The sequence below is a fragment of the Mediterranea sp. An20 genome (assembly GCF_002160055.1).
Classification (GTDB): domain Bacteria; phylum Bacteroidota; class Bacteroidia; order Bacteroidales; family Bacteroidaceae; genus Bacteroides; species Bacteroides avicola.
Map to the genome: position 1 here is coordinate 56,423 of NZ_NFJV01000009.1, position 20,529 is coordinate 76,951.

Genomic DNA, 20,529 nt, shown 5'->3' on the forward strand with positions numbered 1-20,529 from the left:
TTAGACTGACTTTACTTTTTGTGCGGCGTCTCGCGCAGCGTGTAGATTTTCGAACTCCACGGCGAGTAGCTTCTCTTGACGCGGGTGATGGTAAGCACGGTTTCCTCCACATCGTGCACGTCGTTCTGCATTTCGTGCAGAGCCATGGCAATGGCGGCATATACTTCGCCCGGTGCATGTCCCAGCATCTTTTCCTTGGCTTCTTCGCGGTCGGTGACGCCTTTCACCTTCATGGCGCGGGTCGTACGTATGCGTACCGATGCCTTGCCGATGAACTTGAAGGAAATGTACAGCAGAATAAGTCCGACGAATACCACCAGCATGGCAGTGACAGACATGCCGATACCGATGCTGTCGTGCAATTCGAACTTGTCCATCTTCACGTTCTTGTCCAGTGTCTTGTTATTGGTGCTGGGCGTCACGTATTTGTCGGTCGATTCATCTTTCACTTCCCACTGGGCAGCTGCATCGTCCACGCGGGCATAGGAGTAGTCGGCTTTCAGCAATCCGGCCGGAATAGTAATCTGGTCGAGCAGTTTGCGGCCTGAGTCATACAGACCGATCCAGTTCTCTTTGTCAGTTTCCAGCAGGAAATTGGTATGGAAAGTACCGCGGTTGGGCTTGTTGTCGGCCCAGAACAGGGCGTGCTGGCGTGGGGCCACTTTGGTTTGCACATCCCCTTTCGGAATGAAATATACGGCTGTGTCACCCGCTTCGCTGCTGTGCTTCAGGTAGCATCCGGCCAAGTCGGCTGTGCCGTATGATTTATTGAATATCTCAATCCATGCGCTATGTACACCGTAGTCATCCTGAAAGTTGGTCTCGTTGTCCACCAGCACCTCGTTCAGCAGCAGTTTGCTCTCCGAGTCTTGTCCGCACGAAGAGAAAAACCCCAGTGTCAGCAGCAGGGAAAAGAATATTCCTGTATGAAACTTTTTCATCATAATCATCTGTTTAAAGTTTATTTAAAGAGGAATATTGCCGTGCTTCTTGGCGGGATTGGTCAGCTTCTTGGTCTGCAACTGTTGCAGGGCACGGATGATGCGGAATCGTGTGTTGCGCGGTTCGATGACATCGTCGATATATCCATACTTGGCTGCATTATACGGGTTGGCAAACAGTTTGGTATATTCAGCCTCTTTCTCGGCCAGGAATTGGGCAGGGTTTTCATGTTCCTTGGCTTCGCGGGCATAAAGCACCTCTACGGCACCGGCACCACCCATTACTGCGATTTCGGCTGTGGGCCATGCGTAGTTCATATCGCCCCGGAGCTGTTTGCAGCTCATCACGATGTGCGAACCGCCATAAGACTTGCGCAGCGTTACTGTTACCTTGGGCACTGTAGCTTCACCATAAGCATACAGCAGCTTGGCACCGTGCAGGATGACGCCGTTGTATTCCTGACCCGTGCCGGGAAGGAAACCGGGAACATCTACCAACGAAACAATGGGGATGTTGAAGGCATCGCAGAAGCGTACAAAACGTGCTCCTTTTCGGGAAGCGTTGCTGTCCAATACACCGGCAAGGTATTTGGGTTGGTTGGCCACGATACCCACCGACTGGCCGTTGAAGCGGGCAAAGCCGATGATGATGTTTTTGGCATAATCCTTCTGCACCTCCAAGAATTCACCGTTGTCGATGATGGCACCGATGACTTCGTACATATCGTAAGGTTTGTTGGGATTGTCCGGGATGATTTCATTCAGTGAGTCTTCCAGACGGTCGATGGGATCGGTGCAGTCAATGTAAGGAGGCTCTTCCAGATTATTTTGCGGGATGTAGCTTAACAGTTTGCGGATAAGCTTGAGCGCATCTTCTTCGGTGGCAGAAGTAAAATGAGTGACACCGGACTTGCTTGAATGTACGCTGGCACCGCCCAGATTTTCCTGCGTTACGTCTTCACCGGTTACGGTCTTTACCACCTTTGGTCCAGTGAGGAACATATAAGATGTGCCTTCCATCATCAGGGTGAAGTCTGTCAGCGCCGGTGAATATACTGCACCACCAGCACAAGGACCAAAGATGCCCGAAATCTGCGGAATGACACCCGAGGCCAGGATGTTGCGCTGGAAAATCTCCGCATAGCCGGCCAGGGCGTTGATGCCTTCCTGGATACGTGCACCGCCCGAGTCGTTCAGACCGATGACCGGTGCGCCCATCTTCATGGCTTTGTCCATGATGTGGCAAATCTTCAGTGACATGGTCTCAGAGAGTGAGCCGGCCGATACCGTGAAGTCTTGTGCAAAGATGTAAACCAGACGGCCGTCGATGGTACCGCATCCCGTCACTACACCGTCGCCGGGATAGTGCTTTTTCTCCATGCCGAAGTTGGTGCAGCGGTGTTCTACGAACATGTCCATTTCCTCGAAGCTGCCTTCGTCCAACAGCATGGCTATACGTTCGCGGGCCGTATATTTACCTTTATCATGTTGCTTGGCAATAGCTTTCTCGCCACCTCCCAATCGTGCTGCTGCACGGCGGTCGATGAGTTCTTTTATTTTTTCCAGTTGATTGCTCATTTCTGTTTATCTTTAGGTGATTTTATATCTGTTTGGAGATTGTTCCGGAGTGATTATTCCGGTTTTTCGCAGAGTTCTGTAAGTACGCCCAGCGTGGATTTCGGGTGCAGGAAAGCGATGTTGAGGCCTTCGGCGCCTTTGCGCGGAGCCTTGTCGATGAGGCGCACGCCTTTTTCTTCGGCGTATGCCAAGGCGTTGGCCACACCGTCTTCAATGGCGAAAGCCAAATGGTGCATGCCTCCCTTGCCGCCGTTCTTTTCGATGAACTTGGCGATGGTGCTCTCTGGTGAAGTCGGTTCCAGCAGTTCAATCTTTACCTCACCTACTTTCAGGAAAGCGGTTTTCACTTTTTGGTCTTCTACGGTCTCAATGTTGTAACATTTCAGCCCCAGTACATTTTCGTAATAGGGGAGGGCTTCTTCGATGCTTGTTACGGCAATGCCCAGGTGTTCGATGTGCGAAATCTTCATAATGGTAATTGTTTATTGTATTTTTTCCTTTGCTATAAAGGTATAAAGTCCCACAAAGAAAAGAATTTCTTGCAAGATAACGAAATATTTCCGCAAATAATTGTTGGTAGCAGAAGGTTTGAAAAGACTTTTGTTTCCCAAATGTCAGCTCGGGTTTTCAAAAAAGGCACTTTAGCGGGCTGAGGAGAGAACCTTCCGGGTGGTATCACCCCCTTTTTTTGTCCGGCAGTAGCCTTGGGATTACTCTTCTGGCTTCTGTGCGGCGCGTGCTTCTTCAAACTTGGCCTTCATTGTAGGGTTGTTGCGCGTCAGCTTCTTGATGGTAAGTGCTTCTGCTTTATCGTTGGCCAGGCGGAGGTTATTCTCGCTGCCGATGAGTGCATCTTTTATCTTTTGCAGGTGTTGGATGGATTTGTCAATCTCGTCAATCGCCGTCTTGAAGCGTTCGCTGGCCAGTCGGTAGTTACGGCCGAATTTTTCGCGGAAATCCATCAGTTGGTTCTCGAAGTTGGTCACGTCGACAGACTGGCTGCGGGCGATGGCCAGCTCTTCTTTGTATGCCAAGCTCTTCTTGGAGGTCTGTGTCAGCAGGGTGATGAGGGGCAGGAAGAACTGAGGCCGTATGACGTACATTTTGTCGTAGCGGTAAGACACGTCTACGATGCCTCCGTTGTACAGTTCGTTGTCCGGTTCCAACAGCGAGACCAGCACCGCAAACTCGCAGTTTTTCTTTCGGCGGTCGCTGTCCAGCTTTTTGAAGAAGTCCTCATTCTTGTGCTTGGGGCCTGTTCCGTCCGCTTCATTCTTCATTTCAAACATGATGGAGATGTATTCCGTTCCATCGGGACCGAAGTCGCGGAAGATGAAGTCGCCTTTGGTGCCATCGGCGGCATCGTTGTCTTTCTCAAAATAAGCTGTAGGCATTACAGGGCGCAGCATTTGGTTAAATTGGGTGGAACAATGTGTTTCCAGTGTTTCTCCAATCATTTTGGTAGACATGCGCAGCTTCAGGTCCTTGTAGTAGTCTATCTGTTCCTGCGCCACTTTCAGTTTGTTTTCATATTCCGCTTTGATAGAGTTCTCTTTGATAGTAGCGGCTTGTTGGTCCAATCGGGCTGTGGCCTTCAGTTGGGCTATTTCAGTGTCTTTTTTCTGAATTTCGTCCTGAGCTTTCTGTTGTTCTTGCATCACGGCAATGCGCAGTTTGTCGGCATTCTGGTCAATGGAGGATTGCATTTGGGTTATCACCCTGTCTTTTTCGGCCAGTGCGATACTCATGGCAGAGCGGCTTTTCTGTTCTGCAGCGTTCAGTTCTTGTTGCAGGCGTGCCAATTCCGCATCCTTTTGCATCAGTGAGCGTTGCATTTCACTTTCTTTCTTGGCCAGTTCCACGGCGTTCCGGCTCAGCTCTGCCCGGTATTTGGTCTCGGTCTGTGCCAATATGGCTTTCTGCTCGGCCTGCTGTTGTCTGTGCAGTTCCGTCAGCCGGCGTTCCACTTCGGCGGTAAATTCCGCATTCTTCACCTGGCTGACTATGGAGGCGTAGTCTGCCTCGTCCACCGTAAACATACTGCCGCAGCGGGGGCATTTGATTTCTTTCATAATGACTGTCAATGATGGGTAATACGGATGCAAACTTACAGAAAAATCCGCGATTTTCCGTGCCTGTGGGGTGAAAAACTCCGTCCGGGCGTTGTGCCGCCGCACATCCTCTTGCCCGTGCCGGAAACGGCCTATATATTCCGTGCCGGGAGCATATCGCTTCGGAGTCCGCTCCGGATATGGATGAAGCGGACTCCAAATAGCGTTGGCGTACAGAGCATCGGGAAGCCGGTTCCGCCGGGGTGGTATTCCTACTTGAATTTCACCAGCATCAGCACGGGGTTGTTCTCCGGGTCAAGGCGGGACATCAGTGCTTTCAATTCGCCGGACAGCAGATGCTGTTCGTCAAAACTGTACAAAACATCCGGAAGATAGAGCGTGATGAAGCAGTTGTCCGGTGCGGACATGTTTGCCATGTCAAACCCCGTGTAATTCTTCATTTGCGGGATGTCCTTGTTGGCAAGCTGTACGGTCACCACCTTGCCCGTTTCCCGGTCGCACATCAGCACCTTGTTTTCGGACGATTCCATCTGGTGCGATTCCGGGTTGACCTGCACATGGGTTACGTTCAGAAAGCAATAGCGGTCGCTGATAAGGAGCGTGGACGACAGCATCCCCATGTCGTCTTCGCCGCCCTGCCGGATGGCTATCGGTTCCAGGACGTGGTTGGCATACCGGTAGATGGTGTCCAATGCAAAATCGGTAATCACGGCATCGCTTCCTTTCATAATCAGGGGCGACATTTGGATGGTGCTCAACATGGTAGTCCCGTTTCCTTGGTCATAATAGTAACTGTTGTTTTTCCGTTTTTCCACTTTCAGGGGCAGGCGGGTCACCTCGCCGGTAGTTTTGGATATGAAGCAGTAGGGGTAGGGGCTGGGCGTGCCTGAGCCGGGGATTTGCAGTTTGTGCACATCATAGGCCAGCAGATAATCCTTGTCGTAATTATATATGCCGTCCGCTGATATTTCCTCGCTCAGCTTCAGTTCCCGGATGAAGTTCCCGGCAAAGTCATAGACCACAATCCTGAATTTCATGGGAGTGTCGTACACGAGAATCTCCCTGCGATCCGGGTCCACACAGAGATTGTACGGGAAGGCATACTCCGTTTTCCCGCCTCCCACATGCCCGAACGAGCTTAGATATTTCCCTTCGGTGTTGAAAAAGAACACCTTCTTTTGCTGGAGATCCAGGATAATCAGCGTGTCGTTCCGGCATATTATCTTGCTGATTACTCCCAGCACCGATTCGTCCGTAGTCTCCAGGGGAATGTACGTCACATCGGCTATGTCCTGGAGAAACACTTCCTGCTCCGGATAATCCTTCTGCAGGTCGATGACCGGCAGGCCGGTTTCCGTGCCGCTGTGCGTTTCGGTGCGTGGTTTGTTTCCGCAGGAGGCGAGGAACAGGCCTCCCAAGGCAAGGGTCAGTAAAACGTGGAATGTTTTCATCGGGCTGTCATTTTATGGGTTGAACATGGTAATGACCGGAACCGGCGTCGGGAAATGATTTCTAAGGACGCCGGTTCTGATTGCCGCAAAACTACGAATTTCTTCTGAGCCGCGCAAGGAAAAAACGGGGGGGCAGCTTTTTTAGGGATTTTTACCGCCTTTTGTGTTTCCGGCGGGTAGCGTCGACCGGCAGTTCAAGCCTTCTTCAGCAGGCTGAACCATTGGCCGTAGGTCAGCATGCGCCATATCCACTCCAACGGGCCGAAGCGGAAGAAGCGAAGCCACACCAGGCAGAAAACCACCTGGAAGAGGTACACGCCCAGCACGATGCCCTCCGTGGCGGTCAGTCCCGTATCGGCACCCCGGCCCAGGCCGATGCCGTAGAAAAGAAACATGCCGATGACCGACTGGCTGATGTAGCACGTCAGCGCCATGCGCCCGGGAGCCGCCGGCAGTTGCCACAGCCGCAGGTGTTTCCACCGCAGGTATAGCAGGCAGAACCCCGCCGCGTAGGCAAAGCCCATGGGATAGACACTGACCAGATAGAGCAGGCTGTGGACGGTCAGCCCCAGTGGATGTCCGCTCATACAGCTCCAGGCGTAAGCCACGGACAGGGGCAGGCCCGCGAGCAGGCAGCGGCGGCACACGCGGACAAGCCATGTGCGGCGCTGCTCCAGTTCGGCATACAGTTTCTTACGGCCTATGTAGAATCCGATGAGGAACAGTCCCAGCACCTTGAAGTAGCGGTGCCCGTCCACAAACTCCTGCACCCGAACCAAGGCACCCTGCAGCAGGAACTGGAACACGCCCGTATAGTCGTGAGCGTCGCGCAGCCAGTAGGCAAAGTTGTCGTCGGTGATGCCATAGCGGGCACAGACGGCCTGCTGCGCCTCAACTACGGGTTGCGCGAGGTAGATGCCTCCCGTTTCACAGACCAGGTCAATACATACGGGTGTCAGGAGCAGGGCCAGTGCCCAAGAAAGCACTGCCTTGTCCGAGGCATGGCGGAACAGCGGGAGCAGCATTCCCATCAGGGCGTAGAGCATCAGAATATCGCCGCTCCATATAAACATCAGATGCAGGAAGCCTATCAGCGTCAGCACCCCCATGCGCCGGTAGAAGATAAGGAAGCCGTTGGCACCTTTCCGGGCAGCGTTGGCAATGATGATGGAGAAGCCGATGCCGAACAGCAAGGAGAAGAGGGTGTAGAACTTGCCGTCTACCAAGTAGTAAAGCAGCCAGCGCACTACCTTGTCCGTCTCTGCCGAGGGTAGGGCAGCAGCCGCTTCGGGATTCAGGAATGTGTAGAGCGAGAATTCGGGAAAGTTGGCTAAGGCAATGCCCAGCAAAGCGAACCCCCGCAGGGCATCGAGGATGATATATCGCTCGGAGGGCCTTACGGGGGAGGAATGTATGTGGTTATGGTTCATCTTCGTTTTATTGCTTTCTTTCTTCGATGAGGCAGTTGGCAGGAGCGAGGATGTTCTCGTCCAGTGTGACAGAGCCGATGCTGTCGGCCACGATGTGTCCCGATGTGGGATTCTTGATGTTGGTGATGGCACCGCGGATGTCAGCCTGCAGGGTAGAGTATTCGAAAGCACGGTCGCAGGCGGGGTCGAAGGTACAGTTTTCCAGCACCAAGTCGTGTGCATAGCACAGAGGCTGTTCACCGGAGATGTGGCAGTTGACCAGGCGCAGGTTCTTGGAGTGCCAGCCTAAGTATTCGCCATTCAGTTCAGAGTCGTAGATGGTGACGTTCTCCACTTCCCAGAAAGCATCTTTCGTAGTAATCTTGGCATTGTGGATTTCCACGTCTTTCACGTATTGGAACACGTATTTGCTGTCGCTCTCCAGTCCGTCGATGTAGATATGGTTGCTGAACATGAAAGGATAGGTGCCGTCGTGCAGTTTCAGGTTTTTCACATGAATGCGTTCGCAGCGCCAGAACACTTCGTCGGCATCGTTCATCTGCACGTTTTCTATTTCGATGTCGTTCATTTCGCGGAACATCTTGGGAGCATCAATCACCGTGTCTTTCATCACCAGGTGGTCCGAATACCACAGCGCCGAGCGTCCGCCTACAGCAAAGTAGCAGTGGTCGATGGTAAATCCGTGTACGTGCCAGAACGGGTAGTTGCCTTCAAAGCGGCAGTTGGTGGCCACGATGTTGCTGCATTCCTTGATAGCCGATTCGCCGGCCAGTATGGTCACATTGTCCAAGTGTAGGTTGTGTGAGGCAAACAAGGGGCGCTCGCCTCCGAATTGTTGGTCTTTTATCTGTTTCATATACATATTTATTATAAATAGGGGTTCCTTGTTTAATTGCGTTGCAAAGATAAGCAGTTTTCATGAATCCCCTTGTAGACGGATTACTGATTATGTTCCCAGGATTACTGATACGCATGTCTGGTGTTGAACGCTAAGCCGCCTGTATCTTTTCTTGTTGAAAAAATGCTCATATTTGTCTTTATATGCAGGGAGAGTGTACCAAGGAATCTGCTTTTTCTGTATCTTTGTCGTTGGAATGAATTAAATGCAAACATTATGTCAGATTTAGATCCTTTGATGTCCGACCTTGCCCTTATTCTGATTTGTGCGGGCATTATGACACTTTTGTTTAAGAAGCTGAAGCAGCCGCTGGTATTGGGTTATGTGGTGGCAGGTTTTCTGGCAGGTCCCCATACGCCTTTTACAGTTTCAGTGATGGAGCAGGCCAGTGTTCAGGTATGGGCCGACATTGGCGTGGTCTTCCTGCTTTTTGCCTTGGGATTGGAGTTTAGTTTCAAGAAGATAGTCAAGGTGGGCGGCCCGGCGGTGATAGCGGCTTGCACTATAATATTCTGTATGATTATGCTCGGCGTAGGGGTCGGATCGGCTTTCGGATGGAGCAAGATAGACTGCCTGTTTCTGGGAGGGATGATTGCCATGTCGTCTACTACCATTATCTATAAAGCATTCGACGACTTGGGGATGCGCAAGAAGCAGTTCACAGGCTTGGTGCTCAGCATCCTGATATTGGAAGATATTCTGGCCATTGTCCTGATGGTAATGCTGTCTACGGTGGCTGTCCGCCACAACGTTGAGGGCACAGAGATGCTGGAGAGCGTTGCCAAACTGTTGTTCTTTCTTATTCTGTGGTTTGTGGTGGGGATTTATGCCATTCCGCTTTTGCTGAAAAAGTGCCGCAAGCTGATGAGCGACGAGACGCTGCTCATCGTGGCTTTGGCCTTGTGTTTCGGCATGGTGGTGTTGGCTGCCCGTACAGGATTTTCGGCCGCTTTCGGGGCCTTTATCATGGGGTCTATTCTGGCGGAAACGGTGGAAGCGGAACATATCGAGAAACTGGTGACCCCGGTAAAGGATTTGTTCGGGGCTATATTCTTTGTGTCGGTGGGCATGATGGTGGACCCGTCAATGATAGTGGAATATGCTGTGCCCATTTTAGTCATCACACTGGCGGTGATAGTCGGTCAGGCTCTGTTCGGCACATTGGGCGTACTGTTGGCCGGCCAGCCTTTGAAGACAGCCATGCAGTGCGGTTTCAGTCTGACACAGATAGGTGAGTTCGCTTTTATCATTGCTTCGCTGGGTGTGTCGCTGCACGTTACGGGTCATTTCCTTTATCCCATTGTAGTGGCTGTATCGGTCATTACCACTTTCCTTACCCCCTATATGATTCGTCTGGCCGAACCGGCTTCCACCTATGTGGATGCTCATCTGCCGGAGCGTTGGAAAAACTTCCTGGCGCGTTATGCCTCCGGTTCGCATACCGTGAACCACGAAAGTGTATGGAAAAAGTTGATAGTGGCTTTGCTGCGTATTACTCTGGTTTATTCCATTGTTTGTGTGGCTATCGTAGCTTTGTCTTTCCGCTTCCTGGTGCCTTTGTGTCGTGAAAGTTTGCCGGGTGTCTGGGGCTCCTTGCTGGCAGCGGTGGTGACTATCGTCTGTCTGTCTCCGTTCTTGCGGGCTATCATGATTAAGAAGAACCATTCGGCAGAGTTCGTTACATTATGGAATGAAGACCGGGGCAACCGTGCGCCACTGGTGGCTACCATTGTGTTGCGTGTGCTGTTGGCAGTAGGTTTCCTGATGTTTGTCATATCCGGGCTGTTTGAGGTATCCGTAGGTCTGGTGCTGGGCATAGCCGTATTGCTGGTTGTGCTGATGGTGGTATCACGCCAGTTGAAAAAAAAGTCTATCCTCATCGAGCGGCGTTTCTTCCAGAATCTGCGCTCGCGGGATATTCGGGCCGAATACCTGGGAGAGAAGAAACCACAGTATGCCGGCCGTTTGTTGTCCAAAGACCTGCATCTGGCCGATTATGACCTTCCCGGCGAAGCCGACTGGGCGGGCAGGACTTTGGCGGAATTGAATTTCGGCAAGCGGTTTGGTGTGCATGTCGTGTCTATCCTGCGGGGAAAGAAACGTATCAACATTCCGGGTGCCTCTGTCCGCCTGTATCCTGGAGACAAGATGCAGGTGATTGCTACAGATGCCGAACTGAACGCCTTTGGCGAGGCTATGAACCGGGCTTGTGCACTGGATGCCGATGTCGTGGAAAAAAGTGAGATGATTCTCCGCCAGTTCCGTATTGATGATTCTTCGCCATTCTTACACCTGTCCATCCGCGAATCGGGCATCCGCGACAAATACCGTTGTCTGGTAGTGGGAGTGGAGCGCGAAGAGAACGTACTTCGTGCTCCCGATCCCAATGAGCCTTTCTTAGAGGGAGATGTTGTTTGGATTGTGGGTGAAAGCACGGATGTATATCGCCTGGCAGGACAGGATTCCTTGAATGAAGGGCTTTAGATTTTCCCCAGAATCTTGTCCATCACCCAGTTGGTCAGCGTAGCACTTTCACCGTTGCAGGTACAGACTGATTTGCCGAGCAGATGGTCTACTACAGCTTGGATAAGTGGTTGCTGTACATAGGTGGGATTGTCTACACGTATTTCTTCCCGTCCTTTTTCGGTATGTAAGGCTATGGGGTCGTAGGTGAAGACGGAAAAGCATATCATGCCTTTGTCGCCGATAACTTCGATGCGGTCTTCGCGGGCGGAATCGTGAGCTACGAAGCACCACGAGCCGCTTCCTACCAGTCCGTTCTCAAACTGGAAGCAGGCGCTCAACGTGTCTTCGGCAGGATAAAGTCCTCCACGGTTGCTTTTGTAGCCGCTGGCTTCGAGGATGCAGCCGAATATCTCTTGCAGCAGGTCCAGCTGGTGGGGAGCCAGGTCGTAGAAATATCCCCCACCGGCAATGTCGGGCTGTACGCGCCAGGGCAAGTTCTCGCGGTTGTAGTCCAAGTTGCGGGGCGGTTGTGCAAAGCGTATCTGGATGTTAATGACGTTTCCGATGGTTCCTTCTTTGATCAGTGCTTTTACTTTTTGGAAATAAGGCAGGTAACGGCGGTAGTAGGCGACAAAGCAGGGGACACCTGTTTCGTGGGAGATGCGGTTGATGCGGCAACATTCTTCGTAGGTGACTGCCATTGGCTTCTCAATGTAGACAGGCTTACCTGCTTTCATAGACATGATGGCATAGGTGGCATGTGACGAAGGGGGCGTGGCGATGTAGACCGCATTTACTTCTGGGTCGTCAATTAATTCCTGTGCATCGTCATACCAGCGTGGGATGCCCCGTTCTTGTGCATACTTTTTCGCTTTTTCGCCGTTGCGGCTCATCACGGCCACCACCTCAGAGTTTTCTATCTTCTGGAAGGCCGGTCCGCTTTTATATTTGGTTACTTCACCACAGCCGATGAAGCCCCATTGGATGATTTTTTCCTCCATGACTCGTTATCCATTATAAAATTGTCTACTTGTCTTCTTCCTCGTCGAAGTCGAAATCAAAGTCGAAGTCGTCGGTGAATTCCGGTGTAGTAAATTCCTCCAGTTCCCTGCGGTCTTTCTTGGTGGGACGTCCCGTTCCTTTGGCACGATTGACGAATCCGCTGACACGGCTCATCTCCAGCAGTTCGTACTGGTCGGGCGTGGTGACGTTCTCCATCACTTCCGGCAGTAGTTTGGCACCTACACGCTTTTCGATGGGTTGCAGCACACGGAATGAGTAGGTGATGGGCGGTTTACGTACCTGTACCACATCACCCGGCTTGACTGTACGGGCCGCCTTGGCTTGTGCGCCATTGATGCTGACGCGTCCCTTCTTGCATGCTTCGGCAGCTATGCTTCGGGTTTTGAAGATGCGGGCAGCCCACATCCATTTGTCTATTCTTGCTTCGCTCATGGGTTGTCTTGTCGGATGGTTATTTACGGTTGAATTGGTTCATTGTGATGTCCAAACCTGCCAGGCAGAAACTCCGGATGATTTCACCTGCCGTTTCCAGCCTTTCGGGTATCAGTTTGTATTCTTCATCGGAGAAGTGCCCCAGCACGTAGTCTATCTGTCCCCCGCGCGGGAAGTCATTACCGATACCGAAGCGCAGGCGGGCGTATGCCTGTGTACCCAAGGTAGCGGCGATGTGTTTCAGCCCATTATGTCCGGCATCGCTTCCTTTGCCTTTCAGGCGCAGAGTGCCAAAGGGCAGTGCCAGGTCATCTACTACCACCAGGAGGTTTTCCAGTGGAATGTTTTCTTTCTGCATCCAGTAGCGCACGGCGTTTCCGCTCAGGTTCATGTAAGTGGAAGGTTTGAGCAGCACTACCTGGCGTCCTTTCAGCGAGAAGCGGGCGGTGAAGCCATAACGTCCGTCGTCGAACCTGATGCCGGCTTTCTCTGCCAAGGCGTCTACGGTCATGAAGCCGATGTTATGCCGCGTCTCGTGATATTCCGGGCCTATGTTGCCCAATCCTGCTATTAAATATTTCATAGTCAGTAGCGTGTTGGTTATATTCAAATGCAGAAACGCGGATTAACGTCGTTTCGTCCGCTGATTCGTGTAGGAATCTGCGTCCTTCCTGCGTTAATCCGCGTTCCAGTTGTATGATTCTTATTCTTGCCGACAGCAAGTGGTTTAGTTGTTGGCAGCAGCGGCAGCACCTCTGGCAGCACGTGTCAGTTTCACAGCACATACCACAGCTTCCTTGGCATTCAGCAGTTCCAGACCTTCGTAGTGCAGTTCGCCTACTTTTATAGTCTTGCCCAAGCCCAAGTGAGACACATTGATAGTGAGTCTTTCGGGAATCTCATTGTAGAGAGCTTTCACTTTTAATTTGCGCATCTGCAGTGCCAGCTTACCACCGGCTTTCACACCTTCTGCCAGACCTTCGAGCTGGATGGGCACTTCCATGACAATGGGTTTTGCTTCGTCTATTTCATAGAAGTCTACATGCAGGATGTTGTCCTTTACCGGGTGGAATTGGATATCCTTCATGATGGCATTGTATTTCTTGCCGTCAATAATGAGGTCTACTACGTAGATGTGAGGTGTGTAAACCAAGTTACGCAGTTCATCGTTGGTTACTGTGAAGTGAACGATTTCCTTACCTCCATACATTACGCAGGGTACTCCGTTGTTCTTGCGGATAGTCTTCAAAGCTTTTGCTTGTTCCGAAGAACGTTCTGCAATGGTTCTTGCAGTTCCTTTTACTTCAATAGATTTCATTGTTAATAAGATTTTGTGTTACTCTAAATTAAGTAGTTTGTTTTGCTTAATTCACCATCACACGCTGCAGCCAAGCTGCCTGATGTTGCAAAAAGCGGGTGCAAAAGTATGCTTTTTTTTTGATATAGCCAAGCCTTCCGGCTTAAAAATCAATATCAATATTAATAGTCTGGTCCAGTAGCGGGGTTCCTTCCTCCTTTTGTTTTGTTTCGTTTTCGGGGGTGTCTTGCTTATCGTTCGGCGTGCTGCTGTCATTCTCTTGAGTTTGCCGAATGAAGCGGATACTTTCGTTGAGGCTATTCAGAAATTTGTCGAAGTCTTCTTGGTAGAGGAATATTTTATGTTTCTCGAAGTTTACCTGTTGGCTGTCACCCTCTCCCGTTACGATTTTTTTGCTTTCAGTAATGGCGAGAAACATCTCGTCTTTCCGGTTCTTCTTTACGTCCAGGTAATAAATACGTTTGCCAGCTTTTACGGATTGAGAATACACGATATCTTTGTCGCTCGTATCGGCGCCGTTTTTCTTTTTAAAATCTTCCATTTTTCATTTGATTTAAAATACGGGGTCAAAATTGATGATTTTTTTTTAACTTTCAAAAGAAAAAGGCGGGATAATCGCTTTCTTGCTCAAAAAAAAAGGATTTATTTATGCCAACTCACTAAAAATATCTACTTTTGCAGCTCGTTAGAAACCAGTAAATACTTTTTTAGAGTTTATGATCAACAGAGTTCTTATCCGTATTAAGATTATACAGATTGTATATGCGTATTATCAGAACGGCAGTAAAAACTTGGATGCAGCCGAAAAAGAGTTGTTCTTCAGCTTGTCCAAAGCTTATGATCTTTATAATTATTTGCTGATGCTGATTATTGCAGTGACGAATTATGCGCAAAAACGTATTGATGCGGCCAAGTCGAAACTTGCTCCTACCGTGGAGGAATTGAACCCTAATATGAAGTTTGTGGAAAATAAGTTTGTTGCCCAGTTGGAAGTCAACAGGCAGCTGACGGAATTCAGCACCAACCAAAAACGTTCGTGGGCCAATGATGAAGATTTTGTGAAAGGGATGTATGAGCGGATTATTGCTTCTGACATATATAAGGAATATATGGAATCGGAGGATGATTCGTATGAAGGAGACCGTGAACTGTGGCGCAAGCTCTATAAGACTTTTGTATTCAATAACGATGACTTGGATGCTTTGTTGGAAGATCAAAGTCTGTATTGGAATGACGACAAGGAAATTGTTGATACTTTTGTCCTGAAGACAATCAAGCGGTTTGATGAGAAAAATGGAGCTAACCAGCCCTTGTTGCCCGAGTTCAAGGACGAGGAAGACCAGGAATTTGCGCGTCGCCTGTTCCGTCGTACCATCCTGAATAGCGATTATTACCGTCACCTCATTAGTGAGAATACGCGTAACTGGGAGTTGGACCGCGTTGCTTTCATGGATGTAATCGTGATGCAGTGCGCTTTGGCCGAGATTCTGAGTTTTCCCAATATACCCATCAGCGTGTCTTTGAATGAGTATGTGGAAATAGCCAAGATATACAGCACGCCCAAGAGTGGTAGTTTTGTCAACGGTACGCTGGACGGAATTGTTAATCAATTAAAAAAAGACGGGAAGTTGACAAAAAACTGATATTTTTGCCCCATAAACCAATTAAAAACCTGATATCTTATGAACTTTATGACTGTATTTTTACTACAGACTCCTGCTGCGGGTGGCGGCAGCTTGATTTGGATTATGCTGATAGCCATGTTAGTCATCATGTATTTCTTCATGATTCGCCCGCAGAACAAGAAGCAGAAGGAAATAGCCAACTTCCGCAAATCGCTCCAAGTAAACCAAAAGGTTATTACAGCCGGCGGTATTCATGGTGTCATCAAGGAAATTAACGACTCGGACGTAATTCTTGAGATTGCTTCCAACGTAAAAATCCGTATAGACAAGAATTCCATCTTTGCTGCAGCTGCCGATGCCAACAGCACGCAGGCTGCTAAATAAAGGGAATTGAGGCTATGTTCGATGTAGAGAACATAAAGCAGGCCTATGCGAGAATGAGCAAACAGATGAAGGACTTCCTGCTGAGCGACAAGAGCAGGGAGTTCTTCATTTTTTTGTTTTTCTTCTTTGTGGCAGGAGGATTCTGGCTGTTACAGACTTTGAATGCCGATTATGAAACGGAGTTCTCGGTACCGGTCAGGTTGCGTAACGTGCCCGATAACGTAGTTATTACTTCTGAACCGGTATCCAAACTTCAGGTGCGGGTAAAAGACAAAGGAACTGTGTTGCTCAACTACATGCTGGGCAGAAGCTTTTATCCTGTCACTGTAGATTTCTCTGACTATAAAAACAGTAAAGACAATGTGATAGAGATATTGTCTTCCCGCTTTTCGAAAAGCATTACCAGCCAGTTAAAGAATTCCACACAACTACTGTCTGTCAAGCCCGATACGCTGGAATATATCTATTCGACGGGTGTATCCAAAAAGGTACCGGTATCTTTGCAAGGCGAGGTACGGGCCGGACGCGAATATTACTTCCCCGATACTATTTTTGAGCCGGATTCTGTGCTGATGTATGCTCCGCAAAGTATTCTGGATACCATCCACACTGCTTATACCGAGTATGTAAACCTTCAGGAAGTATCGGATACACTGGTAAAGCAATTGTCGCTCGACAGACGGAAAGGTGTGAAGTTCATACCCTCTACTATCCAAATGACATTGCCGGTAGACATTTATACAGAAAAGACCGTGGATGTCCCTTTACGTGGAGTAAACTTCCCGCCCGACAAGGCATTGAGGGCGTTTCCATCGAAGATAAAGGTTACGTTTCAGGTGGGAGTAAGCCGTTTTCGCGACATTACGGCCGACGATTTCCACATCAATGTTTCCTACGAAGAACTGCTTAAGTTGGGTTCCAGCAAATACACGGTCAGGTTGCGAAGCATCCCCGAAGGTGTAAGCAACGTCCGGTTTACTCCTGAGCAGGTCGATTTCATTATAGAGCAAGTAACTCCTGATTATGGCTATTAAGATAGGAATAACAGGCGGTATAGGCAGCGGCAAGAGTGTAGTGTCGCGTCTGTTGAGACTGGCAGGAGTGCCAGTGTACGATACCGATACGGAATGTAAGGCGTTGATGCAGACCGATGCTGTTATTCGCAGGCAGCTGACCGCCCTCGTAGGTGAGGAGGTGTATCAATGCGGAACACTCAACAAGCCTCTGCTGGCAGCCTATTTGTTTGGTAACACAATCCATGCCGGGCAGGTGAACAGCATCGTGCATCCCCGTGTACGCGACGATTTCCGCCGGTGGGCAGAAGCCCGTGCAGGGAGGTCTGTCTTGGCGATGGAGTCGGCTATTCTGCTGGAGGCAGGGTTCCGTTGCGAGGTGGATGTGGTGGTGATGGTCTACGCTCCCGAAGAATTGCGCATCAGGCGGGCCATGTCTCGTGATAATTCATCGAGGGAATTGGTCGAGAAGCGTGTCAGGAGCCAGATGGGCGATGAGCTGAAGCGGAAGCAGGCCGATTTTATCATCCTGAACGATGGAGAAACCCCTTTAATACCGCAGGTTGTTGACTTGCTGGACCGCTTGGTGAGGTGAATTTAAATTTTTTGTTTACCTTTGCCGCTCGAAAAAGTAACTATCAATAATCAATATAAAATTGAAGACATTATGTTAAAGACTATTTTGTCCATTTCCGGTAAGCCCGGATTGTATAGACTGATTTCCCGTGGCAAGAATATGCTGATTGTAGAATCATTGGCCGATAAAAAACGTTTCCCTGCTTATGGCAACGAGAAAATCATTTCATTGGGAGACATCTCCATGTATACGGAAGAAGACGATGTCCCCCTGACTGAAGTGTTTGCTGCCATGAAGAAGAAAGAAGGAGGAGCACTGGTGTCGTTGGATTTGAAAAAGACTTCAGCCGACGGATTCTATGAATATCTGGGTGAAGTATTGCCTAATTTCGACCGCGAGCGTGTGCATGTGTCAGATATTAAAAAGCTGATATCGTGGTATAATCTGCTGGTATCAAACGGTCTGACGGATTTTGAAGAAGAGACCCCCGCAGAGGAAAAGGAAGAGACTGCTGAAGAAGCATGAACATTTTGAAGGGTAGCCTTGTTCTTATAAGTGTAATTTAAATGAGAATATAATATGGCTACAACAAAATTCAATGGTCAACCGGTAAATCTGGCCGGCAGTTTTATAGTAAAGGGGGCTGTGGCTCCTGATTTTGAGTTGGTAAGAACCGACTTGTCCTCTTTTTCGCTGAAAGACGTAAAAGGAAAGAATGTGATATTGAACATTTTTCCCAGTCTGGATACAGGCGTGTGTGCCACTTCGGTGCGTAAGTTCAATCAGTTGGCAGCTTCCCTGCCCGACACGGTAATATTGGCTATTTCCAAGGATTTGCCTTTTGCTCACGCCCGTTTCTGCACTACTGAGGGGATTCAGAATGTCATTCCGTTGTCCGATTTCCGTGTTTCGGATTTCGACTCAAATTACGGCGTTTGTATGGCTGACGGACCGCTGAAGGGCTTGTTGGCACGTGCCGTGGTAGTTATCGGCAAAGATGGCAAGGTGGTTTATACCGAACTGGTGCCTGAAATTACTCAGGAACCGGACTATGAAAAGGCATTGGAGGCCGTGAAATAATAGATTCTTGTAGTATACCGAAAGGGATGAAACGTGTACGGAATGTCATGTTGCATCCCTTTATTTTTTTTGCACATGCCGACCGGAATTTTCAGCTCCCTTTGGGAGAATAATAGACCAATGGATTAGAATGCTTCATGAAACGGGATAATTAGCTGAAAATAACTTTTGAAAAGCAGATTTCTAAGGTATAAGCAGCAGGGTGCCGGTAGCTTGGGAAGACGCTTCATCTATATGCGCATGTTCTTCAGATGGCTGAGAGCGGTAGAAGACGGCAGAATGCATGCATCATTTTCTCTTGAGAAAAGGAAGCCGGATTTCATTTTTTATTGTATCTTTGTCCACCCTGCCACTGGAGTGGACAGTGACGTATAAGTTAAAATCATTTCGTAGTACTTTCATTAATAAGAAACATTCATGGAAACAGCAGAAAACAAGTACATTACCGTGGCCTATAAGATGTATATGACGGAAGACGGTGAAAGAGAGTTTGGCGAAGAAGCCACTATGGAGCATCCGTTCCAGTTTATTTCGGGTTTGGGATTGACACTGGATGCCTTTGAAAATGCAGTGAAGGATTTGCAGGAAGGCGAGGAATTTGATTTTACTATTCCTTGTGCTGATGCTTATGGAGAGTATGATGAAGAGCATGTGTTGGAACTGCCGAAAGAAATCTTCCTCATCGATGGGAAGTTTGATTCCGAACGTATAGTGCCCGATGCCGTCATCCCTCTGATGACTTCCGAAGGACAGCGTATCAACGGAACAGTAGTGGAAGTAAAAGACAATGTAGTGGTGATGGATATGAACCATCCTCTGGCTGGTTGTGACCTGAATTTTGTGGGAAAAGTGGTAACCAATCGTCCTGCTACCAATGAGGAGGTGGCTGAAATGGCCCGTATGTTGTCCGGCGGCTGCGGCGGAGGTTGTGGAAGTTGTGGCGGTGGCTGCGGCGACCACGATTGCTGTGACGGTTGTGGTAATTGATATACCGATGAAAAGGAGGAAGAATGGCGGGAAAGGGCATCAGAACCGTTGCCTGCCATTCTTCTTTTTGCATTTAAGAGAGAGCCACGCTGAGCAGTATGCCCAGGAAGAGCATGTTTCTCGACGTCTCACCCAATACCGTGTTCAGGCGTTCACCGCTGCGTATGATGCAGATGTGGCGCCATGTCATCAGGTGGAGATAGAGGTAGATGCACGGTGCCCAGATGAACTCCAGCCAGGTAAGCCGTCCGCTCCATACGAACCAGCCGCATAACAGCACGGCGGCAATGCCCAAGGCCAAGTAGAATTGCCTTCCGAAGCTGGCCCCCAGACGTACGATGAGGGTTTGCTTGCCGCTCTTCCGGTCTTGCTCCACATCGCGGTAGTTGTTGATGGTCAGTAGCGTATTAATAACCAGTCCCGAAACTAAGGACAGTATCCACACATCTGCTCCCAAGGTGCCCGTCTGCACATAGTACGTTCCGGCCACAGGCACGAAACCGAAGAACACCAGCACCAGCACATCGCCCCATCCGTGATAGCTGAGGTAGGTGGTGTAGAGAAAGGCAAAGAGTATGCACGTCACTCCTACCGCCACCAGTTCCCAACCTCCTTGCGGCAACTCGCCCCACGAGCGGTAGAGCACTCCTAAGCCGCACAGGCAAGCCATCAGCAGGGTCACTCCGATGCCCAGGCGCATGGCGCGGAGGGTAATCCAACCTTCGGCACATGCCCGCTTCGGGCCCAAGCGGTCTTCGCGGTCGGTGCCTTTCTGGTAGTCCAGCAGGTCGTTGATGAAGTTGGCGGCTATTTGCATCAAGCAGGCAAATCCCAGGCACAGCAGGGCATCTATCGTTTGGAATTTTCCGTCGGAAAAGGCCAGTCCGCTGCCCAGCATGACGGGAATTAGGGCTGCTGTCAGTGTCTTGGGCCTTGCGGCCAGCAGCCACGCATAAACTGAATTTTGTCGGATGTCTCTCATAAGGATTGTTTTAGGAATTTCTTAATACAAATGTAAGAAAAATAGTGCTATGGTTGTGCTTCGCAGCAAGGAAAAATGGCTGTTTCTTCGTAAATAGGTAGTCTGAAATTTGAATATTCCGATGCTTTGTCCCATCTTTGCACCACAAATCAGAGAAGCCGTGTTTTGCAATCCTCATCGGAGGCAGAAAACAGTATATGCCGGATAAGATGACTGGGTAAAGCCAATCAGCTTGTTCGGCTTTATTGTGTTAAAGTAGAATAAGAGTTTTG

At 49.6% G+C, this 20,529-nt stretch carries 21 protein-coding genes; 8 read left to right on the forward strand and 13 right to left on the reverse strand.

The genetic code is table 11. The annotated features are described in order from the left end of the window. Positions 1 to 11: 11 nt before the first annotated feature. The 7 genes from B5F34_RS06905 to B5F34_RS06935 form a co-directional block, all read right to left on the reverse strand. Complete coding sequence (locus B5F34_RS06905; protein WP_087336638.1) at positions 12 to 941, reverse strand: OadG family transporter subunit; 930 nt, start codon at positions 939 to 941, stop codon at positions 12 to 14. A gap of 24 nt (positions 942 to 965) precedes the next feature. Then, complete coding sequence (locus B5F34_RS06910; protein ID WP_087336470.1) at positions 966 to 2,519, reverse strand: acyl-CoA carboxylase subunit beta; 1,554 nt, start codon at positions 2,517 to 2,519, stop codon at positions 966 to 968. 53 nt (positions 2,520 to 2,572) lie between these two features. Then, positions 2,573 to 2,989 (reverse strand): methylmalonyl-CoA epimerase, encoded by a 417-nt coding sequence (mce, locus tag B5F34_RS06915; RefSeq protein WP_087336472.1) that lies wholly within the window; start codon positions 2,987 to 2,989, stop codon positions 2,573 to 2,575. Positions 2,990 to 3,229: 240 nt separating this feature from the next. Continuing rightward, positions 3,230 to 4,591, reverse strand: coding sequence for a DUF2130 domain-containing protein (locus B5F34_RS06920; RefSeq protein WP_087336474.1), 1,362 nt, complete (start codon positions 4,589 to 4,591; stop codon positions 3,230 to 3,232). Positions 4,592 to 4,842: 251 nt separating this feature from the next. Beyond that, on the reverse strand, positions 4,843 to 6,042 hold the full coding sequence (locus B5F34_RS06925; protein ID WP_087336476.1) for a 6-bladed beta-propeller: 1,200 nt from the start codon (positions 6,040 to 6,042) through the stop codon (positions 4,843 to 4,845). Between the two features lie 194 nt (positions 6,043 to 6,236). After that, positions 6,237 to 7,472 (reverse strand): DUF418 domain-containing protein, encoded by a 1,236-nt coding sequence (locus B5F34_RS06930; RefSeq protein ID WP_087336478.1) that lies wholly within the window; start codon positions 7,470 to 7,472, stop codon positions 6,237 to 6,239. 7 nt (positions 7,473 to 7,479) lie between these two features. Then, complete coding sequence (locus B5F34_RS06935; protein ID WP_087336641.1) at positions 7,480 to 8,328, reverse strand: DUF3737 family protein; 849 nt, start codon at positions 8,326 to 8,328, stop codon at positions 7,480 to 7,482. 258 nt (positions 8,329 to 8,586) lie between these two features. Between B5F34_RS06935 and B5F34_RS06940 the strand changes: the two genes are divergently transcribed. Continuing rightward, positions 8,587 to 10,854, forward strand: coding sequence for a cation:proton antiporter (locus B5F34_RS06940; protein WP_087336480.1), 2,268 nt, complete (start codon positions 8,587 to 8,589; stop codon positions 10,852 to 10,854). On the opposite strand, the gene B5F34_RS06945 is transcribed toward B5F34_RS06940, so the two are convergent. The 5 genes from B5F34_RS06945 to B5F34_RS06965 all read right to left on the reverse strand — a co-directional run bounded on the left by B5F34_RS06945 (position 10,851) and on the right by B5F34_RS06965 (position 14,150). Then, positions 10,851 to 11,837, reverse strand: coding sequence for a Gfo/Idh/MocA family oxidoreductase (locus B5F34_RS06945; protein ID WP_087336482.1), 987 nt, complete (start codon positions 11,835 to 11,837; stop codon positions 10,851 to 10,853). The two genes, B5F34_RS06940 and B5F34_RS06945, sit on opposite strands and share 4 nt — an antisense overlap. 25 nt (positions 11,838 to 11,862) lie before the next feature. Further along, entirely contained in the window at positions 11,863 to 12,291 is a 429-nt protein-coding gene (locus B5F34_RS06950; RefSeq protein ID WP_087336484.1) for an RNA-binding S4 domain-containing protein, read from the reverse strand. Positions 12,292 to 12,310: 19 nt separating this feature from the next. After that, positions 12,311 to 12,874 (reverse strand): aminoacyl-tRNA hydrolase, encoded by a 564-nt coding sequence (gene pth / locus B5F34_RS06955; RefSeq protein ID WP_087336486.1) that lies wholly within the window; start codon positions 12,872 to 12,874, stop codon positions 12,311 to 12,313. A 144-nt stretch (positions 12,875 to 13,018) separates the two neighbouring features. Then, entirely contained in the window at positions 13,019 to 13,609 is a 591-nt protein-coding gene (locus B5F34_RS06960; protein WP_087336488.1) for a 50S ribosomal protein L25/general stress protein Ctc, read from the reverse strand. A gap of 142 nt (positions 13,610 to 13,751) precedes the next feature. Then, positions 13,752 to 14,150 (reverse strand): DUF3276 family protein, encoded by a 399-nt coding sequence (locus B5F34_RS06965; protein WP_087336490.1) that lies wholly within the window; start codon positions 14,148 to 14,150, stop codon positions 13,752 to 13,754. Positions 14,151 to 14,325: 175 nt separating this feature from the next. On the opposite strand from B5F34_RS06965, the gene nusB reads away from it, so the two are divergent. The 7 genes from nusB to B5F34_RS07000 all read left to right on the forward strand — a co-directional run bounded on the left by nusB (position 14,326) and on the right by B5F34_RS07000 (position 19,275). Then, a complete protein-coding gene (nusB, locus tag B5F34_RS06970; RefSeq protein ID WP_087336492.1) occupies positions 14,326 to 15,252 on the forward strand; it encodes a transcription antitermination factor NusB in 927 nt (308 codons plus the stop codon). Positions 15,253 to 15,291: 39 nt separating this feature from the next. Then, entirely contained in the window at positions 15,292 to 15,618 is a 327-nt protein-coding gene (gene yajC / locus B5F34_RS06975; RefSeq protein WP_087336494.1) for a preprotein translocase subunit YajC, read from the forward strand. A 14-nt stretch (positions 15,619 to 15,632) separates the two neighbouring features. Further along, the gene (locus tag B5F34_RS06980; protein WP_087336496.1) at positions 15,633 to 16,652 is read left to right on the forward strand and encodes a YbbR-like domain-containing protein; all 1,020 of its coding nucleotides are present in this window, start codon (positions 15,633 to 15,635) and stop codon (positions 16,650 to 16,652) included. After that, positions 16,642 to 17,226: a dephospho-CoA kinase gene (coaE, locus tag B5F34_RS06985; protein WP_087336498.1), complete on the forward strand. Its 585-nt coding sequence runs from the start codon at positions 16,642 to 16,644 to the stop codon at positions 17,224 to 17,226. Before B5F34_RS06980 ends, coaE begins: the two co-directional genes overlap by 11 nt. A 72-nt stretch (positions 17,227 to 17,298) precedes the next feature. Continuing rightward, positions 17,299 to 17,733, forward strand: coding sequence for a DUF5606 domain-containing protein (locus B5F34_RS06990; RefSeq protein WP_087336500.1), 435 nt, complete (start codon positions 17,299 to 17,301; stop codon positions 17,731 to 17,733). 54 nt (positions 17,734 to 17,787) lie between these two features. Further along, positions 17,788 to 18,288, forward strand: coding sequence for a thiol peroxidase (gene tpx / locus B5F34_RS06995; protein WP_087336502.1), 501 nt, complete (start codon positions 17,788 to 17,790; stop codon positions 18,286 to 18,288). Positions 18,289 to 18,705: 417 nt separating this feature from the next. Beyond that, on the forward strand, positions 18,706 to 19,275 hold the full coding sequence (locus B5F34_RS07000; protein WP_087336504.1) for an FKBP-type peptidyl-prolyl cis-trans isomerase: 570 nt from the start codon (positions 18,706 to 18,708) through the stop codon (positions 19,273 to 19,275). A 73-nt stretch (positions 19,276 to 19,348) separates the two neighbouring features. Here B5F34_RS07000 and menA read toward each other — a convergent pair whose 3' ends face one another. Further along, positions 19,349 to 20,257 carry a 1,4-dihydroxy-2-naphthoate octaprenyltransferase gene (gene menA / locus B5F34_RS07005; protein WP_087336505.1) on the reverse strand — a complete coding sequence of 303 codons (909 nt, stop codon included), beginning with the start codon at positions 20,255 to 20,257 and terminating at the stop codon, positions 19,349 to 19,351. Positions 20,258 to 20,529 lie beyond the last annotated feature (272 nt).

Bases quoted from the DNA above. Each gene is read 5' to 3' on its own strand.
- B5F34_RS06905 (WP_087336638.1), bottom strand. From the start codon at position 941: ATGAAAAAGTTTCATACAGGAATATTCTTTTCCCTGCTGCTGACACTG.
- B5F34_RS06910 (WP_087336470.1), bottom strand. From the start codon at position 2,519: ATGAGCAATCAACTGGAAAAAATAAAAGAACTCATCGACCGCCGTGCA.
- mce (WP_087336472.1), bottom strand. From the start codon at position 2,989: ATGAAGATTTCGCACATCGAACACCTGGGCATTGCCGTAACAAGCATC.
- B5F34_RS06920 (WP_087336474.1), bottom strand. From the start codon at position 4,591: ATGAAAGAAATCAAATGCCCCCGCTGCGGCAGTATGTTTACGGTGGAC.
- B5F34_RS06925 (WP_087336476.1), bottom strand. From the start codon at position 6,042: ATGAAAACATTCCACGTTTTACTGACCCTTGCCTTGGGAGGCCTGTTC.
- B5F34_RS06930 (WP_087336478.1), bottom strand. From the start codon at position 7,472: ATGAACCATAACCACATACATTCCTCCCCCGTAAGGCCCTCCGAGCGA.
- B5F34_RS06935 (WP_087336641.1), bottom strand. From the start codon at position 8,328: ATGAAACAGATAAAAGACCAACAATTCGGAGGCGAGCGCCCCTTGTTT.
- B5F34_RS06940 (WP_087336480.1), top strand. From the start codon at position 8,587: ATGTCAGATTTAGATCCTTTGATGTCCGACCTTGCCCTTATTCTGATT.
- B5F34_RS06945 (WP_087336482.1), bottom strand. From the start codon at position 11,837: ATGGAGGAAAAAATCATCCAATGGGGCTTCATCGGCTGTGGTGAAGTA.
- B5F34_RS06950 (WP_087336484.1), bottom strand. From the start codon at position 12,291: ATGAGCGAAGCAAGAATAGACAAATGGATGTGGGCTGCCCGCATCTTC.
- pth (WP_087336486.1), bottom strand. From the start codon at position 12,874: ATGAAATATTTAATAGCAGGATTGGGCAACATAGGCCCGGAATATCAC.
- B5F34_RS06960 (WP_087336488.1), bottom strand. From the start codon at position 13,609: ATGAAATCTATTGAAGTAAAAGGAACTGCAAGAACCATTGCAGAACGT.
- B5F34_RS06965 (WP_087336490.1), bottom strand. From the start codon at position 14,150: ATGGAAGATTTTAAAAAGAAAAACGGCGCCGATACGAGCGACAAAGAT.
- nusB (WP_087336492.1), top strand. From the start codon at position 14,326: ATGATCAACAGAGTTCTTATCCGTATTAAGATTATACAGATTGTATAT.
- yajC (WP_087336494.1), top strand. From the start codon at position 15,292: ATGAACTTTATGACTGTATTTTTACTACAGACTCCTGCTGCGGGTGGC.
- B5F34_RS06980 (WP_087336496.1), top strand. From the start codon at position 15,633: ATGTTCGATGTAGAGAACATAAAGCAGGCCTATGCGAGAATGAGCAAA.
- coaE (WP_087336498.1), top strand. From the start codon at position 16,642: ATGGCTATTAAGATAGGAATAACAGGCGGTATAGGCAGCGGCAAGAGT.
- B5F34_RS06990 (WP_087336500.1), top strand. From the start codon at position 17,299: ATGTTAAAGACTATTTTGTCCATTTCCGGTAAGCCCGGATTGTATAGA.
- tpx (WP_087336502.1), top strand. From the start codon at position 17,788: ATGGCTACAACAAAATTCAATGGTCAACCGGTAAATCTGGCCGGCAGT.
- B5F34_RS07000 (WP_087336504.1), top strand. From the start codon at position 18,706: ATGGAAACAGCAGAAAACAAGTACATTACCGTGGCCTATAAGATGTAT.
- menA (WP_087336505.1), bottom strand. From the start codon at position 20,257: ATGAGAGACATCCGACAAAATTCAGTTTATGCGTGGCTGCTGGCCGCA.